Source organism: Pseudomonas sp. TMW 2.1634 (assembly GCF_001703595.1).
In the GTDB taxonomy this organism is placed as follows: domain Bacteria; phylum Pseudomonadota; class Gammaproteobacteria; order Pseudomonadales; family Pseudomonadaceae; genus Aquipseudomonas; species Aquipseudomonas fragi.
The window spans coordinates 1,861,065-1,878,946 of record NZ_CP016849.1; the positions used below are offsets into that span (position 1 = coordinate 1,861,065).

Genomic DNA, 17,882 nt, shown 5'->3' on the forward strand with positions numbered 1-17,882 from the left:
CGACGCCACAGCCTAAATACAGGGCTCGCGACTCGACAGTCACTGATTCGATAAAAGCCATTGACCTGCATGGTGGAGGATGAATACACTCGCTCAACAGCCACTTGTATACAATTACAAAACGTAAGAGGCACAAAACAATGAGCAAAATGAGAGCAATCGAAGCCGCCGTTCTGGTGATGCGTCGCGAAGGTGTCGATACCGCGTTCGGTATCCCGGGTGCCGCCATCAACCCGCTGTACTCGGCCCTGCAAAAGGTCGGTGGCATCGATCACGTCCTTGCTCGCCACGTCGAAGGCGCCTCGCACATGGCCGAGGGCTACACCCGCACCAAGGCCGGCAATATTGGCGTGTGCATCGGCACTTCGGGCCCGGCAGGCACCGATATGGTGACGGGCCTGTACAGCGCTTCGGCCGACTCGATCCCGATTCTGTGCATCACAGGCCAGGCTCCACGGGCGCGCATGCATAAAGAAGACTTCCAGGCCGTCGACATCACCACCATCGTCAAGCCCGTCACCAAGTGGTCAACCACGGTGATGGAGCCGGGGCAGGTGCCTTACGCCTTCCAGAAAGCCTTTTACGAAATGCGTTCCGGGCGTCCTGGCCCGGTACTGATCGATTTGCCGTTCGACGTGCAGATGGCTGAAATCGAATTCGATATCGACGCCTACGAACCGCTGCCACTGGCCAAGCCTACGGCCAACCGGCTGCAGGCAGAGAAAGCCCTGGCCATGCTCGATCAGGCCGAGCGCCCGCTGCTGGTCAGCGGTGGCGGCGTGATCAATGCCGACGCCAGCGACCTGCTGGTGGAGTTCGCCGAACTGACCGGCATTCCGGTGATCCCGACACTGATGGGCTGGGGCACCATCGCCGATGACCACCCGCTGATGGTGGGCATGGTCGGCCTGCAAACCTCGCACCGTTATGGCAACGCCACCCTGCTCAAGTCAGATGTGGTCCTGGGCATCGGCAACCGCTGGGCCAACCGTCATACCGGTTCGGTGGATGTCTATACCGAAGGCCGCAAATTCATTCATGTGGATATCGAGCCGACCCAGATCGGCCGCGTATTCAACCCGGACCTGGGCATCGTTTCCGACGCCGGTGCTGCGCTCAAGGTGTTCCTTGAAGTGGCCCGCGAATGGAAAGCCGCCGGCAAGCTGAAAAACCGCAGCGCCTGGCTGCAGGACTGCCAGCAGCGCAAGGCCACGATGCAGCGCAAGACCCACTTCGACAACGTGCCGGTCAAGCCGCAGCGCGTGTACGAAGAGATGAACCAGGTATTCGGCAAGGACACCTGCTACGTCAGCACCATTGGTTTGTCGCAGATTGCCGGTGCGCAATTCCTGCACGTTTACAAACCGCGTCACTGGATCAACTGCGGCCAGGCCGGCCCGTTGGGCTGGACCATTCCAGCAGCGCTGGGGGTGGTCAAGGCCGACCCGAGCCGCAATGTGGTGGCGTTGTCGGGCGACTACGACTTCCAGTTCATGATCGAAGAACTGGCCGTGGGCGCACAGTTCAACCTGCCGTATATCCATGTCGTGGTGAACAACTCCTACCTGGGACTTATCCGTCAGGCACAACGCGGGTTTGAAATGGACTACTGCGTGCAGCTGTCTTTCGACAACCTCAATGCACCTGAACTCAATGGCTACGGCGTCGACCATGTTGCGGTCGCCGAAGGCCTGGGCTGCAAGGCCTTGCGTGTGTTCGAACCGGGTGATATCCAGCCTGCCCTGCGCAAGGCCCAGGAGCTGATCAAGGAGTTCCGCGTACCGGTAATCGTGGAGATTATTCTGGAACGCGTGACCAATATCTCGATGGGCACCGAAATCAACGCCGTAAATGAATTTGAAGACCTGGCGCTGGTGGGTAACGATGCACCGACCGCCATTTCGATGCTGGATTAATCAATAGCCCTTACTTCGCCCTCTCCCACGGGAGAGGGAACCACAGGAGTCCACCATGCCGCGTTTTGCCGCCAACCTGTCCATGCTGTTCACTGAACAGGATTTCCTTGTCCGTTTTCAAGCGGCTGCCAACGCTGGTTTTCATGGCGTTGAATACCTGTTCCCCTACGACTACAACTCGGCCGATATCAAGGCGCAACTGGAAGCCAACAAACTGACCCAGGTGCTGTTCAACCTGCCGGCCGGCGACTGGGCCAAGGGTGAGCGCGGGATTGCCTGCCTGCCGGACAGGGTTGAAGAGTTCCGTGCCGGGGTCGACCTGGCCATTGCTTACGCGCAAGTGCTGGGCAACGACCAGATCAACTGCCTGGCCGGCATCCGCCCCCAGGGCGTGGACGACGCCACGGTCGAAAACACCTTCGTTGCCAACCTCAAATACGCCGCCGACAAGCTGCAAGCGGTGGGCATCAAGTTGGTGATGGAATCGATCAACACCCTCGACATTCCAGGCTTCTACCTCAACAACACGAAGCAGGCCCTGGCGATCCAGGAAAAGGTCGGCAGCGCCAACCTGTTCCTGCAATACGACATTTACCATATGCAAATCATGGAGGGCGACCTGGCCCGCACCATGCAAACCCATCTGGCGCAGATCAACCATATCCAGCTGGCCGACAACCCGGGCCGCCATGAGCCGGGCACGGGCGAAATCAACTACCGCTTCCTGTTCGACCACCTCGACCGCATCGGCTATCAGGGCTGGGTGGGCTGTGAGTACAAGCCGCTGACCAGCACCGAAGCCGGTCTTGCCTGGCTCAAAACCCATAACGCGGTGTAACACCTGTGGGAGCGGGCTTGCTCGCGATGGCAACTACGCGGTGCATCAGTGACACCGCTGCGATCCAATCGCGAGCAAGCCCGCTCCTACATCAAACCAGCTTCCACCCTACCCGCTCTGCATTTGCCTTAATAAAAACAAGAGGATTTGTCATGGCTAAAATCGGATTTATCGGCACCGGCATCATGGGTTCACCTATGGCCAGCAACCTGCAGAAAGCCGGGCACAGCCTGTTTCTGTCGACCCACCACGGCGCCGCCCCGGCCGACCTGGTCGCTGCCGGCGCCATCGCCCTGGCCAGCCCGCGCGAAGTGGCCCAGGAAGCCGAATTCATCATCGTCATGGTGCCGGACACCCCGCAGGTCGAGGACGTGCTGTTCCGTGAAGACGGCATCGCTGCGGGCCTGAGCCCGAACAAGGTGGTGATCGACATGAGCTCGATCTCACCTACCGCAACCAAGGCCTTCGCTGAAAAAATCAACGCCAAGGGCGCACAGTACCTCGACGCGCCAGTATCCGGCGGTGAGGTCGGCGCCAAGGCCGGCACCCTGAGCATCATGGTCGGCGGTGACGAAAAAACCTTCGCCCGTGCCCTGCCCCTGCTGCAGAACATGGGCAAGAACATTACCCTGGTGGGCGGCAATGGCGACGGCCAGACCGCCAAGGTGGCCAACCAGATCATCGTCGCCCTGAATATCCAGGCCGTGGCTGAAGCCCTGGTGTTTGCTGCGAAAAACGGCGCCGACCCGGCCAAGGTTCGCGAAGCGCTGATGGGCGGATTTGCCTCTTCGAAAATCCTCGAAGTGCATGGCGAACGCATGATCAAGGGCACTTTCGACCCGGGCTTCCGTATCAGCCTGCACCAGAAGGACCTCAACCTGGCCCTGGCCGGTGCTCGCGAACTGGGGATCAACCTGCCCAACACCGCCAATGCCCAGCAAGTGTTCAGCACCTGTGCGGCCATCGGCGGCAGCAACTGGGACCACTCGGCGCTGATCAAGGGCCTGGAACACATGGCCAACTTCTCGATTCGCGACAAGTAAGCCCACCGGTCTCTCCTTTTTGGGGAGACCGCACTACCTGTAGTCGCTGCCGAGGCACGAAGGCTGCGAGTTCTTGATCATGCAGGGAGCCAATCAAGAGCTCGCAGCCTTCGTGCCTCGGCGGCGACTACCAGGTAACAATCATGAGTTCAAACCCCTGCCCCGACTGGGCGACGGCCCTGTGCGCCGGGTTCAGCCAGATCTTCCTCCAGCGTCATCCTCTGTGCGGCGTGCTGTGCCTGCTGGCCATCCTGATCAGTGCCCCCACCCTGCTCGGTGGCGCCTTGCTTGGCGGTATTGCCGGGCTCCTCACCGCGCAACGGCGCGACTACCCCAAGGCCGAGCGCCAGGCGGGCCTCTACAGCTACAACGGCATCCTGCTCGGCTTACTGCTCAGCCACCAGCTTGAATGGTCGGCCCTGCTGCCCTTGCTGATCATTGCCAGTGCCGGGCTGAGTACGATGCTCGTACACCAGTGGCTCAAGCGCGCCAGCCACGGGCAAAGTCTGCTGGCCTATACCGCGCCGTTTGTGGGCATTGGCTGGATCCTGCTGCACCTGAGCAACCCGCCTGCTCAAGCCGTGGACCACACCCAGGCAGTCAATGGCTTCACACTGGCACAGGGGCTGTTCAAGGGCGTTGCCCAGGTCATGCTGCTGCCACACCCGCTGGCCGGGCTGTTGATCGTTATCGGCCTGTGGCTCAGCAGTTGGCGGGCGGCGCTATGGGCAATCACGGGGGCATTGGCCGGCATGTTGTTTAGCCTGTATCAACAGGACACTGCCGCCGCCCTCAGCGGCCTGGCTGGCTATAACCCTGCCCTCGCTGCTCTGGCCCTGAGCCAGCAACCACGCCGGCCCTGGCTGCCCGTGGCGGGCATCATCGTGACCTTGCTGATCACGCCGGGCTTTATTGCCCTGGGCCTGGCGCCCCTGACCGCCCCCTTTATCCTCGGTTGCTGGCTGGTCCACGCCAGTGTGCGCATCCTGCGCCCCGCACAAGAACAATGCAGGTTGCGCATTGAGCGTTAATACTCGAATCTTCTGACATTTGGGCATCGAGCAACCTGCATGAATAACAATGACTGGCGCCAACGCCTGTATGTGATGGTCTTTCAGGCCGACACAGCTGCGGGGCGGCGCTTCGACACGGCTTTGCTGCTGATCATCCTGTGCAGCCTGGTAGTCGTGGTGCTCGACAGCATCAACAGCATCCACCGCGACTACGCCAAGCTGCTGGCCTATATCGAGTGGGGCTTCACCTTTGTATTCGCTGTGGAATACGGCCTGCGCCTGTATTGTTCGCCCAAGCCGCTGCGTTATGCCTTCAGCTTCTACGGCCTGGTAGATTTGCTGGCCATTGTGCCGGGGATTCTGGCGATCTATTACAGCGACGCGCAGTACCTGCTGATCATCCGTATCATTCGAATGTTGCGGATTTTTCGTATCCTTAAACTGCGCCCCTACCTGAGCCAGGCCAACTACCTGCTGTCGGCCCTGCGTGGCAGCAAGCAGAAAATCATCGTGTTTCTGGTCAGTGTCTCGACCCTGGTCACGGTGTTCGGCAGCCTGATGTATGTGGTCGAAGGGCCGGAAAACGGCTTTACCAGCATCCCGGTGAGTATCTACTGGGCCATCGTCACCCTGACCACAGTAGGCTTTGGTGACATAGTGCCCAAAACCGTAATGGGGCAAGTGATCTCGGCCATGGTGATGATCACCGGTTACTCGATCATTGCCGTGCCCACCGGCATCTTCACTGCCGAACTGGCCAACGCCATGCGTGGCGAACAGCTCAAGCACGATTGCCCGACCTGCAAGAAGAACACTCACGAACAATCGGCGTCTTTTTGTTCGCGATGTGGCAACGCGTTATTTGCAAAAAAAGCATAACCACAGCACTTTTTAATCTTTTAAGGACTATGCGACAGTCGCTATAGTTACTGGCAATTTGCCCTTATTGCTCCCTATAACAAGGAACGCGCAGTGAAAAAACTCTTTAGTGCCTCTATTCTGGCCGCTGGCCTGGCCCTTGGCAGCGTCGCGAGTGCAGCGACCCCACCGCCGCTGCTGAACGTGTCCTACGACGTGATGCGTGACTTCTACAAAGACTACAACGCAGCCTTCCAGAAGCACTGGGCGCAAGAGCACAACGGCGAAAAGCTCAACGTACAAATGTCCTTCGGCGGCTCCAGCAAACAGGCCCGCTCGGTGATTGACGGCCTGCCGGCTGACGTCATTACCATGAACATGGCCACCGATATCAACGCCCTGGCCGACAATGGCAAGCTGGTCCCGGAGAACTGGGTCACCCGCCTGCCGGACAACAGTGCGCCGTTCACCTCGGCCACCGTGTTTATCGTGCGCAAGGGCAACCCCAAGGCCCTGAAAGACTGGCCCGACCTGCTCAAGGACGGCGTACAGGTGATCGTGCCCAACCCGAAAACCTCGGGTAACGGCCGCTACACCTTCCTTTCAGCCTGGGGCTATGTGCTGAAAAACGGTGGCGATGAAACCAAGGCCAAGGACTTTGTGGCCAAGTTGTTCAAACAGGCTCCGGTTCTCGACACTGGCGGTCGTGCAGCCACCACCACCTTTATGACCAACCAGATTGGCGACGTGCTGGTGACCTTCGAAAACGAAGCCGAAATGATCGCCCGCGAATTTGGCCGCGACCAGTTCGAAGTGATCTACCCGAGCGTGTCAGCCGAAGCCGAGCCGCCGGTGAGCGTGGTTGACAAAGTGGTCGACAAAAAAGGCACCCGCGCCACGGCCGAGGCCTACCTCAAGTACCTGTGGTCGCCTGAAGGCCAGGAAATCGCCGCCAAAAACTACCTGCGCCCGCGTGACCAGGCCATATTGGCCAAGTACAACGACCGCTTCCCGAAAGTCGACTTCCTGTCGGTTGAAAAAACCTTCGGCGACTGGCGCGACGTGCAGAAAAAGTACTTCAACGACGGTGGTGTGTTCGACCAGATCTACAACGCGCAATAATCCCCTGTCCTGTTGCAAGCCCGCCTCCCATTGTGGGAGCGGGCTTGCTCGCGAAGGGATGCCCACGGTACGCCTGACAGCCCCCGTCGCCTGCATCGCAGGCAAGCCAGCTCCCACAGCTTTTGCAGCACCTGCAAAAGCCTGTACATATCAACAGTAAAAAAACTTGCTCTCGCGCCTGTCTCTGCCCATGCTGTGCATCTTCTGCGATGCGTGAATGAGTTGAGCGATGCGGCTGTTTCTGTGTGAAAAACCCTCCCAGGCCAAAGATATTGCCGCCGTGCTCGGTGCCAGCCGCCGCGGTGATGGCTGCTGGGTGGGCGCCAATGCCACCGTCACCTGGTGCATCGGTCACCTGCTCGAAACTGCCCCGCCCGACGCCTACGACGAACGCTACAAGCGTTGGGTCCTGGCTGACCTGCCGATCATTCCGGAAAAATGGAAGATGCGCGTCAAGCCCAAGACCGCCAGCCAGTTCAAGGCCGTCAAGCGCCTGCTCGGTGAAGCCACTGAACTGGTCATCGCCACCGACGCCGACCGCGAAGGCGAGATGATCGCCCGCGAACTCGTTGAGCACTGCCGCTACCGCGGGCCTATCCAGCGTCTGTGGCTGTCGGCCCTGGACGACGCGTCGATCCGCAAGGCCCTGGCCGCGCTCAAGCCGGGCAGCGAGACCTTCAACCTCTACCACTCGGCCCTGGGCCGCTCGCGGGCCGACTGGCTGATCGGCATGAACATGAGCCGGCTGTTTACCCTGCTCGGCCGTCAGTCGGGTTACCAGGGCGTTTTACCGGTAGGCCGGGTGCAAACCCCGACCCTGCGCCTGGTGGTGGACCGTGATCGCAGCATCAGCGACTTCATCCCCGTGGCCTACTGGGCCATCGATGTGCAGCTCAAGCACGACGGGCAGCTGTTTACTGCGCAATGGCGCGCCGCCCCCGACACTTGCGACGACCAGGACCGCTGCCTCAACCAGGCCCACGCCCAACAGGCCGCAAGGGCAATGCAAAGCGCCAGCAGCGCGCGGGTGATCAAGCTGCGCACCGAGCGCATGCGTGAAGTCGCGCCATTGCCGTTCGATCTGGGCACGCTGCAGGAGGTGTGTTCAAAAAAACTCGGCCTCGGCGCCCAGGAAACCCTCGACGTCGCCCAGGCTTTGTACGAAACCTACAAGGTCGTCACCTACCCGCGCAGTGATTGCGGCTACCTGCCCCAGAGCCAGCACAGCGAAGCACCGGCGATTCTGGCAGCCCTGCAGCAAGCTGACCCGTCACTGGCGCCACTGGCCGGCCATCTGGACCCGCAGCGCCGTTCACGGGCCTGGAACGACGCCAAAGTCAGCGCCCACCACGGCATCATTCCTACAGCTGCGGCAAAGAATATTGAACGCCTGAGCGGTAAGCATCGCGCGGTTTATACGCTGATTCGCGCACGTTACCTGGCGCAGTTTCTGCCCAACCACGAATACGACCGTACCCAGGCCGACTTCGACTGCGCCGGGCAAAGCCTGCGGGCAGTCGGCAAGCAGATCGTCGAACCCGGCTGGAAGCGCGCCCTGCCCGAGGCCCTGGCCCCGGCCAAAGGTCGCGAAGCTCCGGCACCGCAGCCCCTGCCGTTATTGCGCGAAGGCCTGGACTGCGCGATTGCGGCAGTCCACCTCAAGGACCTGTGGACCCAGCCACCCAAGCCCTTCACCGAAGGCGACCTGATCAAGGCAATGAAAAACGTTGCCAAACTGGTGCAGGATCCGCTGCTCAAGCAAAAGCTCAAGGACACCACCGGCATCGGTACCGAAGCCACCCGCGCCGGGATCATCCAGGGCTTGCTTGACCGCGGCTACCTGAGCAAAAACGGCAAGGCCCTGGCCGCCACCGCGCCGGCCTTCAGCCTGATCGACGCCGTACCGCGCGCCATCGCCGACCCCGGCACCACCGCCATCTGGGAGCAGGCCCTGGACATGGTGCAAAGCGGCGAAATGACCCTGGAAATTTTCGTCGCCAAACAGGCGGCCTGGATGAGCAAACATATCGAACGTTGCAGCGCCATGACCCTGACCATCAGCGGCCCGGCCAGCCCGGCGGGTGTGGCACCGGCCTGGAAAAAGAAACGCAAGGCCACCACGGGCAAGGCCAGGCCCAAGCGGGCCGTCAAGGCCAAAGGCGCTTGAGCGTCACAGCTGCAATTGCCCCGAGATACAGGTCACGGCCGAACCACCCACCCAGATATCCGCGCCAATCTGTTCGATAGACACCCGCCCTGCCCGGCCCATAGCGGTGCCCTGGCTGGCTACATAGCGCAACGGGGCCAGGCCCTCGCCGATCAGCCACTGTGCCAGCCCGGCATTAAGGCTGCCGGTCACCGGGTCTTCGGGCATGCCCTCACCGGCAATAAAAGCGCGCACTTCAAACTGCGCCTCATCACCGTCCCGTTCCGGGTTCCAGGGAGCCACAACACCAATGGCCAAACCCGACAACTGCGCGTAGTCAGGCTTCAAGGCCAGTACCTGCTCGCGATCACGTAATAGCAACGCAACCCAGCCGGGGCCATTGTCGACCCAGCGGGCCTGCACGACAGTTTGCGGCTCGATGCCCAGGCCACGGCAGATGCGTTGCAACAGCTCATGCTCGACGCCACCCGAGCGCACCAACGGCGGTGCCGTAAAGGCAAGTTGCCCACCCTGTCTGCGAATGCGGATCAGGCCTGCCGCACACTCCTGCACAATCTCTTCGCCACGGGGCTTGCCGCCCGCTTCCAGCCAGGCATGGCAACTGCCCAGCGTAGGGTGGCCGGCAAAAGGCAGCTCGTTGAGGGTAGTAAAAATTCGCAGACGGTAATCGGCTTCAGGGCTTTGTGGTTTCAGTACAAAGGTGGTTTCACTCAGGTTGGTCCAGCGTGCGAAGTCGGCCATTTGCGTATCGCTCAGGCTGTCCGCATTCAACACCACGGCCACCGGGTTGCCCTTGAGGGCAATGCTGCTGAAAACATCAATTTGCTTGAATTCGAATGGGCGCATGACCGGCTCCTGATAATGATTAGAAGCACCCTACACACTCCCGATAAAAAACGCGCGCCCCGGGTAGTCGCTGCCGAGGCACGCAGGCTGCGAGCCTTTGAGCTTGCAGCGATGCGAGTGAAAAGCTCGCAGCCTGCGTGCCTCGGCAGCGACTACGGGGTCAAGAACGTCAGACCAGGTCCGTACCCTCACGTTTGGCCTTGCGCATATCGCGCCACAGGCTGACGCACAGGGTCAGCATCACGGCCCCGGCAATGGCCGGCCAGATCAGGACATACAGGGTTAAAGCGAAACTGGACATGGGGTGACTCCTTTTTCAGTGGCATCGACGTTGTGGTGGAAGGCCACGACTCGCTCGTTGATGCAGGCAAAATCAAAGGTTTCGTTGGCCAGCAAGCTCACCAGCACACACACAACGGTACTGACACCGTAAGCCGTCAGTGAACTGAGCAACACCGGGTAATCGCGTAGAAAACCAAACGCGAAAGGCGCCAGTATCAAGAACGCCAATCCTCCCATGACAAAGCCCACGCGCTTGCCAAAAAAGCCGAACGCCATCAGGCCAATCACCACCCCGCCACCGATCGAGGCACAGAGCTCAAAGAACAGCGCTACCGCGCCTTGCATCTGCAGCAGTTCGAAGCGGGCAACCAGAAACATCACAAACCCGGCAATCGCCGCACTGGTAAAGGCAGCATTGGTAATCCGCTGCCAATACAGGCTGGCAATCACGGGAAAGACAATGGCGCCCCACAGCGCGCCGACAAAAATCAGCATGGTCAGGATGTCGAGTTTCATGCTGGCAAAGATCATCGCCAGCATGGTTGCCAGCACCATAGTCAGGCGCCCGACAAACAACATGGTTTTGGGATTCGGTTTGCCCTTGGCAATGTTTTTGCCATAGACATCGGTCATCACCAACGCCGACAAGGCGGACAGGTCGGAATCTGCCGTGGACGACAGCGAACCGATCACCATGATGAAAAACAGCCCCACCGCAAACGGCGGTAAGTAGGTCGAGGCCATTTGCGGGATCAGGTTATTGAGGTCGCCATCCTGCGGCTCGATACCCGCCAGCAAGGCCAGAAAACCCAGCATGCCCAGCCCGATGACAATCGAGGCATAACCGATGGTGGCGGTGACGAATGTCGACTTCATCAAGTCTTCACGCACGGCAAACAGGCGCTGGGCGATGGTCTGGTTACCAATGGCGTAGGCCAGTACGGCAACGAAGTAAGGTGCGCCCTGCTCCAGAATCGCGGTTTTCGAATAAAAGCTGGCCTGCTCGGGAGTGATCCTCGGCATGCCCTGGGCGAAGATCTCAGGGCCGCCCAACTGGAAGAAAATAATCGGAATAATCACCACTGCGGCGAAGATCATCGCGAACAACTGGCCGAAATCTGTCAGCACCGATGAGCGAAACCCTGACCATATGGTGTACGTCAGAATCCCGACACCCGCAATCAGCACCCCGTGGGTAAAGCTCAACGGCGAAAGCACCGCGACCAGTGCCCCGGCGGCGGTGAAATTGACCATCAGGCTGATCAGACTGCCGACAATATTCGACCCCGCCAGAATCATCTGGCTGGAGCGCCCGTGCCGTGCGTGCATGATCTCCGCCAGGGTATGGGCCTTGGGCGCCAGTTGCCGGAAACGCCGGCCAAAGGGGTAGATAAACAGAATCATCAGCGCACCCCAGAAGCCGTAATGCAACGCCCCCGAGAGACCGAACTTGTAGCCCGCACTGGCGGCGGCATAAAACGAAGCGGCCCAGATCCAGGTGGCCGTCATGCTGGCGGCGGACATGCCAAAGCCGATGGAATTATTGGACACCATATAGCCGTCGACATTTTCGTCCTTGCGCCCCACGCGCAAGGACACCAGAAAAGTCAGGCCATAAAAACACAACAGAAGCAGCAACACGGTGAAGGTGGAAAGTTGAAACATTCCTTTCTCCTTTTTTATACGCGCACAGTCGTTACAGACGCAACGAAGGGCCGAAATCGGCAAGCGCAACAACCCGGGTTTCCTGACAGGCAGGCGATAGCGGACAGCAGTCCGTGGGTTGTCAAAGTGATGGCTGGCAAGTGACGGAACGCAAGGGGCGTCCCAGGTCAAAAGGCAAAGCGTGCGCTAGCACGTTGAGCCGGTGCTTGCAGCAATGGCCGGCAGGTGCCGGGAGATAAGTTCAGCGTCAGTGGCAGATTGCCCTGGCGCGAACGAAGGGGAAGTATACAGATTTGAGGAGTATTTGGCTGGAAGGTGCAGGCAATAAAAACACCTGTTCAAGGGTGAAGAACAGCGAGAGATTTTTTGATTGGGCTTTCAAAGTAATTCTGGCAAGAAATCGAAGGCGGTTTCTCGACCGCCCTCATCCTCACCCGTTTGATATCCGCTACGTCCAATTTGCAGCAAGAGCCGGTTGGAAGCTCTGCGGATCAGGAACAGTGATGCTGGTCAAGTTGGCAGCAGGTGGGTCAAATGCTGCCATTGCTTGCACTAAATTATCGGCCCTTTGCAAAAAGGGGGCTGGCTGATGTCGCTCATGCAACTTGTTTAAATCAATACCCCGCTCCGCCAGAATCTCATCAAAGGTTTTAATTTCCCTGTCTTTCAAACGATCATTGATAGCTGCCATACTTTCTTCGAAAGTAGGTATTCTGGGATGTTTTATCGGGGAAATAGGGCGGAGCACCGCAGGCGACACATCAGTATTTGGCCGTTTGATAGAGGACTCCAACGTACCTGATTCGCCAACAACGGGCCGCCACCAAGCAGGCCTCACCACTTCAGTCGCGATAGGAACCAACTCCAGAGCATGGCTGGAAAAAATAAAATCGGTCTGTTTTAGCTGGGAAATATCCAACGCATCCAGATAAAGCAATTGAACCTTGCCGCCAGCAGGATCAAGCGCTGTGGTGGTGATCTCTATGCCGTGAATCTGAGACATCCCGTTGATCGTCCCACGATTGCTTTTGCTGATTACGAGTTGTTCGAAACTGGTTATGCCCGTTTGACTCAAGTCGATTTTATCGATGCCCTGCCTGAAACCTCTGAGCGCATTCATATAGTTGGCTACTCCCGGCTGCCGGGCGACCACAAAAGTGTCTGAGCTTGCAGTGTCGTGGCTGTACACCGTACCGGCCAAGGATGCTACAAACCGGCCGTCATCCCCCGTGGTGATACTGACGCCCTTGGAACCACCGTTCAGAACGACAATCCCCAGCGTTTCTTGAGAAGTTAACCCGGGTGCGTTGCTGTTAACGTAAGCCGCTGGCGCCACAAATGTATCTTGAAACATGAAGTGTGCTGCTGTGATTTTTGATGCGATCTGATTTTTCAGCAAAAGGGACTGAGCATCCCCCAGCTCAACATAGGCGTCAGCGCCACGTTGCGTGATGAGCAGATTGTCGAAGGTCTTGCCTGTAAAACCAACCAGATTAATGATCTCGCCATTGGCAGCATCGTAGTTCATCACAATGTCACTACCACTACCTCGGCGATGGATCACAAAGAAGTCTTTACCTGCACCGCCCATCAAGATGTTGTTGCCCCGACCACCATCGAGTAACGCATTTGCAATGCCTGCGACCAGCGTGTCATTGCCATCGCCAGTCACAATATTTTGAATAGATGAAGGGCTGTTTATTCGCAGTGCGGCCCCGCCGATGCTTCCAACGCCTGTTATCAGATTAATCGCCGTATCACCGGATACTGCCGCAGCATTGATTGTATTACGCCCACCAGCAGTGCCGTTCACGGCGTCATCCAATACGCCACGGTTTGCCTGTGCAGTGACTGCCTGAATGTACTCGTTTGTGTAAAAGTACGTATCGTCCGCAGTGGTCTTACTGCCGTACAAACGTAATGACCAACTGTTCAGTTTTACGAAAAGCCCTGTAGCAGCGTCGGTTACTTCAAGCGCCCATTCACCGGCCGAGCGCTCACCCCAGTCATGCGTGCTCATAAACGTGTACTTGAATGCACCTGACCGGGTACTGCCTGCGTCCGCGCTGTTCGCACCAGGCATGCCCGAAGGCACTTTTCCTTGCCGATTGAGCAACACGCTTTGCGTACCATCGGGAGAGACAAGCTTAAGCGTCAGATCCCCCAAACGCCCTACTTGAGCATCAAAATCGATTTCGACATGCTCGATGTTCAAGCCAGCATCCATCATCAGGCTTGATTTGAAGGTCTCGCCAGCGACCAGGCTTTTGCCAAGGTCGCCGCTAGATGCACTGAAAACAGACTCATTGGCACCTGTACTCTGTGATATCCATGACTCAGACAAACGCACTGCAGCGCGGGCATCAACCAGACCAAAACCGTAATCATTACTGGTGTGCATGCCTGCACCATTCCAGATGCGAGCACCATTGTCACTCCATACAGTGGACGGATCATTGATCTTGCGCGCTGACAGCGCCAAGATCTGCTGAACATCTCGGTATCCCAAGTTGGGATTGGCCTGAAGCATTAATGCAACAATGCCCGAGACTATAGGCGCAGCAAAACTGGTGCCTTGCATTGCACTGTAGCTATTGCCAAAAGTTGAACCCCGATCAGTTTCCAGCATGTGGCTGGTGGATACGACATTACTGCCTGGGGCCGAGATCAACAGGCTGGCGCCTGGACTGGAAAAAGGAGTCGAACCTGTTTGTAAAGTCGACAAATCCCCATGCGCATTGATGGCGCCGACCTCAATCGAGTGCCGATTATTACTGGTAAGCGATCCTTGGGCATTACCGCCATTCGCACGATTGTTGCCCCCAGCAGTTACAATAATCGTCCCTAAACCACCTCGGCCATTATTGGCAGCATAGTGAGCATTAGCCGTTAATGAACTGGCGGTATTGATCAGGCCTTGATGAAGATTGCTGATGGCAAAGTCATTTTCGAACCCCCAGCTGTTGTTCGCAATGTCATAACTGACCATATGACCGAGCGCAGTCAGATCGTCACCCTTGTTGGCCAGGTAATAGCCACCCAGCGTCGCATCATAGGCAACCCCGACACCCCCAATACCATTTTTAGCACCGACCATGACCCCGGCAACCATGGTGGCATGGTTGGACACAAGGTCTGGCAATGTGCCATTGGCTTGCTGAGTCTGGAGCCAGGCTTTATCAACATTAGCGGCTAGGTCTGGGTGTTTTATGTCAAAAACCTCTGGGGCAACCGCAAATTCACCGCCTGGCTCAAATTGACCAATGCGCACACTTTTTCCGGTGTAGTCCTTCCACACTTCAAGCACATGGGTGTCGCTCAGATACCACTGTTGCGCGGCCAGCGGGTCAAGTGGCACCTCAGGGGTGAGCAGGACGACATTGGCGCGCATGGGAGCTGTCTGCCCGGTTCCCAGATTGACAACCATGGCTGAGGGATTACCGGTCGCATCGACAACCCCATATTTAAAACTGATCAATCCCGTGAAACGCGGATCCGGCGTAAACAGTACATCGCCTTGGCGAGTAAGACTGACCGTACCACCGACTGCATCGCCGACACTGGCTATACGTAAGGGACCTGAACTATTCAGCGGCTGGTCATTGGCAAGCAGACTGACGGCAGAAATAAGGTGAACCCGTACGCGATCAAAAGCCCTGCCAGTTCGATCAACAGACAACACATCAGCCACTGGCATGGCATTGGGTAACTCAAGGTCGACTGCCGATATATCCGCAAAATTGAGCTTTTGAATATTCTTCAGCTTAACGGTGCCGTCACGCCCAGCTAATGTATCTACAACCTCATAGCCAGTAGCAGTGCGGGTAATTTTATAGTCACCATGGTTGCCATGCAGAGCGACAATATTAATGCCACCGTCTCCGTCAATAACTGCATTACCACGCCCGACTTCAACGACATCATTACCTGCACTGCCGTAAATACTGTCTGCCCCACCGCCTGCATAAATAATACTTCCGCCATCAGAGGCATAAATAGTGTCGCCATTGGGGCCAGCATAGATCACAGCCTTACCACTGCCGCCGTAAATAATGTTATGCCCAGTGCCACCGACTAACACATCGTTGCCTGCGCCACCTATGAGCATCGAGTCGCCCGAGCCACCTTTGAGAAATACGCTGGAAGCCCCCCCACTGATAAGGACATCGTTGCCACGCCCACCCTGAGCGATAGTCAGCCCGGCCCGGGCCATATTCAACGCTACGCCTTCGTCCCCCACTATGATGGCTGTGTCACGACCTCCATTACCGTGGATATTTTCCATGCTGTCCGAGGCGCTAATCACAAAAACATCGTCAACGGCTGAACCGTTGTAAACATTGCTGCCTCCACCCCCCACCAGCCAGCTGCCTGTTGTGGCTGCATTCAGGGTGTCATCACCTTCACCGCCATACAGGTTGTTAACACCCAACTGGGTGGCATCCAATGTTTCACCCGTCACGCTATGGCTTGCGTAAGCGCTCGTGGTCGAACCTTCTGAGGTTGATATCACCTGTGTACCGGATGCCTGTGCAAGCAACGTACTGCTAACAGGTTCACCCAGAAAATCGACCGCGAGCGCCTCCTGGATTTTGCCCTTGATCGTAAAAGTGCCTTCGACCAGCACTCGGTTGCCATCACGAACCTCGGTGCTAGCATTCGTATCCCGCACATTGAATTGCGTAATACCCAGTTCAGCCAGGGTTTTGAGTTCACCTGCATCAGTTTTAGCATCGTGGGATACATCCACCCAGACACGTAACTTGCTCCAGATCGGGTCATGGTGATCAATTACACCATCAGTATTGCTGTCTTCGCTGGCTAAAGCGGCAAAGCCATCCTTGAATCGAACTTCACCCGCAGCACCGCCCACACCAAACTTGCCAGCGTAGTATTCAGAAAACATCTGACTAACGTCTTTGATCTGGCCACTGCCGTCGTCAACCACCAGCATTCCGGTGCTGCGATCGGCCCAGCCAGTGCGTTTGAGCGTGCCGCTGTGATCGGTGTCAAACAGCACGCCGTCGCCAATATCGGTCATCCGCACGCCATTACCGGTCAAATCCAGCAGCAATGGATCGACGTAAGTATTGACCGTAGTCATCGCCGCAAGGCCATTGAGCGTAACGGCATTCAACAAACCATAATCCGGCTTGCTGCTGGTGGGGCGGTCAAGATAGAACTGAGAGAGATAGCTATTGGGCCGTGCATTGGGGTCGCGTTGAATTGCCCCTGGACGTATCCCACCCGTCGCCAGACTGCCCATTTGCGTTGAGGTAAAGTCGGTTTTATTTAACAGGCCATCTTTAAATGAAATGCTGTGCGTCGGTGAGTTGACGGCAAAGCCATTGCTTACATCTTGACGGGTTTGGTTTTCGTCCTGGATGGTTTGCTGAGGCTGTGGGGCGGGGTTAATGTTGATGTCAATTAATGTAGAGCCCGATTTATCGGAAGAATCAGTCGACCCACTGGAAAAAGCACCTGAAATCATATTTATTATTTGATTGAGAATACTTTTCGCTACTGTGCCTCCTCCCGACGGGGAGTCAACCCTGCCAACCCATCTTTTAGCTAACTCTCTATTAGCAGGCGTACTTATCGCCGACGCAAGCGCCATGAGTTGACCTGTCTGAATTGCCAAATTAAGCTCACCAGGCAAATCTCCCGCCGACTCCAAGACCTTCTTCCAATATGCCTCTCTGGTATTTTCTGTAATTACCGACAATACTGAGTGGAGGGTCCAGGCCTCCACAGTGAGACCATGATCATTGAACACCCTTCTATGAAACTCCCAAGCCTCACTATAATTCACATCCTCAATCAGAGCTCCACCTCTAAAGTCGAGCTTATCTTTCAATGCATCTATATATGCTATAGCCATATCCTTTCGAATGCGATTCACATCAACATCAGATAACGTACGCCCTGAGTCCGATGCTGTGAGCCTCATAAAATTAATAGCCGCATCGCCAGATAAAGACCCCCCCTTCGCCACCCCATTTGCCAGCACTGCATATCTATATCCTTTTGCAGACAAGTAGTCATATGCAGCAGCAGGACCTACTGTCTCCAAAAGTCCTTTAGCACGCTCTAAATCGTGCAAACTCAGCTTTTGCGGCATCATACACGCCC

The 17,882-nt window shown here is 57.2% G+C and carries 11 protein-coding genes; 7 read left to right on the forward strand and 4 right to left on the reverse strand.

The genetic code is table 11. The features are described 5' to 3' along the window. Positions 1-140 precede the first annotated feature (140 nt). From gcl to BFC21_RS08950, 7 genes are all read left to right on the forward strand, one after another. Positions 141-1,916 carry a glyoxylate carboligase gene (gene gcl / locus BFC21_RS08920; protein ID WP_095003460.1) on the forward strand — a complete coding sequence of 592 codons (1,776 nt, stop codon included), beginning with the start codon at positions 141-143 and terminating at the stop codon, positions 1,914-1,916. Positions 1,917-1,971: 55 nt separating this feature from the next. After that, complete coding sequence (gene hyi, locus BFC21_RS08925; RefSeq protein WP_088377701.1) at positions 1,972-2,754, forward strand: hydroxypyruvate isomerase; 783 nt, start codon at positions 1,972-1,974, stop codon at positions 2,752-2,754. A gap of 152 nt (positions 2,755-2,906) precedes the next feature. Continuing rightward, positions 2,907-3,797 carry a 2-hydroxy-3-oxopropionate reductase gene (locus BFC21_RS08930; protein ID WP_095003459.1) on the forward strand — a complete coding sequence of 297 codons (891 nt, stop codon included), beginning with the start codon at positions 2,907-2,909 and terminating at the stop codon, positions 3,795-3,797. A 143-nt stretch (positions 3,798-3,940) separates the two neighbouring features. Beyond that, a complete protein-coding gene (locus BFC21_RS08935; RefSeq protein WP_088377702.1) occupies positions 3,941-4,828 on the forward strand; it encodes an urea transporter in 888 nt (295 codons plus the stop codon). Positions 4,829-4,867: 39 nt separating this feature from the next. Next, entirely contained in the window at positions 4,868-5,689 is an 822-nt protein-coding gene (locus BFC21_RS08940) for an ion transporter (RefSeq protein WP_095003457.1), read from the forward strand. Positions 5,690-5,782: 93 nt separating this feature from the next. Continuing rightward, entirely contained in the window at positions 5,783-6,790 is a 1,008-nt protein-coding gene (locus tag BFC21_RS08945) for a sulfate ABC transporter substrate-binding protein (protein WP_016781517.1), read from the forward strand. Positions 6,791-7,019: 229 nt separating this feature from the next. Beyond that, positions 7,020-8,957, forward strand: a complete 1,938-nt coding sequence (locus BFC21_RS08950; protein WP_088377704.1) for a DNA topoisomerase III — start codon at positions 7,020-7,022, stop codon at positions 8,955-8,957. Between the two features lie 3 nt (positions 8,958-8,960). Here BFC21_RS08950 and BFC21_RS08955 read toward each other — a convergent pair whose 3' ends face one another. The 4 genes from BFC21_RS08955 to BFC21_RS08965 all read right to left on the reverse strand — a co-directional run bounded on the left by BFC21_RS08955 (position 8,961) and on the right by BFC21_RS08965 (position 17,874). Next, positions 8,961-9,803, reverse strand: a complete 843-nt coding sequence (locus tag BFC21_RS08955; protein ID WP_120265985.1) for a PhzF family phenazine biosynthesis protein — start codon at positions 9,801-9,803, stop codon at positions 8,961-8,963. A 169-nt stretch (positions 9,804-9,972) separates the two neighbouring features. Then, the gene (locus BFC21_RS27450; protein ID WP_016781520.1) at positions 9,973-10,104 is read right to left on the reverse strand and encodes a putative transporter small subunit; all 132 of its coding nucleotides are present in this window, start codon (positions 10,102-10,104) and stop codon (positions 9,973-9,975) included. Further along, positions 10,086-11,750, reverse strand: a complete 1,665-nt coding sequence (locus BFC21_RS08960; RefSeq protein ID WP_088377706.1) for a sodium:solute symporter family protein — start codon at positions 11,748-11,750, stop codon at positions 10,086-10,088. Before BFC21_RS08960 ends, BFC21_RS27450 begins: the two co-directional genes overlap by 19 nt. A gap of 448 nt (positions 11,751-12,198) precedes the next feature. Continuing rightward, complete coding sequence (locus BFC21_RS08965; RefSeq protein WP_162939302.1) at positions 12,199-17,874, reverse strand: S8 family serine peptidase; 5,676 nt, start codon at positions 17,872-17,874, stop codon at positions 12,199-12,201. Positions 17,875-17,882: the final 8 nt, after the last annotated feature.

Coding starts and splice junctions, on each gene's coding strand:
- gcl (WP_095003460.1), top strand. CDS start 141: ATGAGCAAAATGAGAGCAATCGAAGCCGCCGTTCTGGTGATGCGTCGC.
- hyi (WP_088377701.1), top strand. CDS start 1,972: ATGCCGCGTTTTGCCGCCAACCTGTCCATGCTGTTCACTGAACAGGAT.
- BFC21_RS08930 (WP_095003459.1), top strand. CDS start 2,907: ATGGCTAAAATCGGATTTATCGGCACCGGCATCATGGGTTCACCTATG.
- BFC21_RS08935 (WP_088377702.1), top strand. CDS start 3,941: ATGAGTTCAAACCCCTGCCCCGACTGGGCGACGGCCCTGTGCGCCGGG.
- BFC21_RS08940 (WP_095003457.1), top strand. CDS start 4,868: ATGAATAACAATGACTGGCGCCAACGCCTGTATGTGATGGTCTTTCAG.
- BFC21_RS08950 (WP_088377704.1), top strand. CDS start 7,020: ATGCGGCTGTTTCTGTGTGAAAAACCCTCCCAGGCCAAAGATATTGCC.
- BFC21_RS08955 (WP_120265985.1), bottom strand. CDS start 9,803: ATGCGCCCATTCGAATTCAAGCAAATTGATGTTTTCAGCAGCATTGCC.
- BFC21_RS27450 (WP_016781520.1), bottom strand. CDS start 10,104: ATGTCCAGTTTCGCTTTAACCCTGTATGTCCTGATCTGGCCGGCCATT.
- BFC21_RS08960 (WP_088377706.1), bottom strand. CDS start 11,750: ATGTTTCAACTTTCCACCTTCACCGTGTTGCTGCTTCTGTTGTGTTTT.
- BFC21_RS08965 (WP_162939302.1), bottom strand. CDS start 17,874: ATGATGCCGCAAAAGCTGAGTTTGCACGATTTAGAGCGTGCTAAAGGA.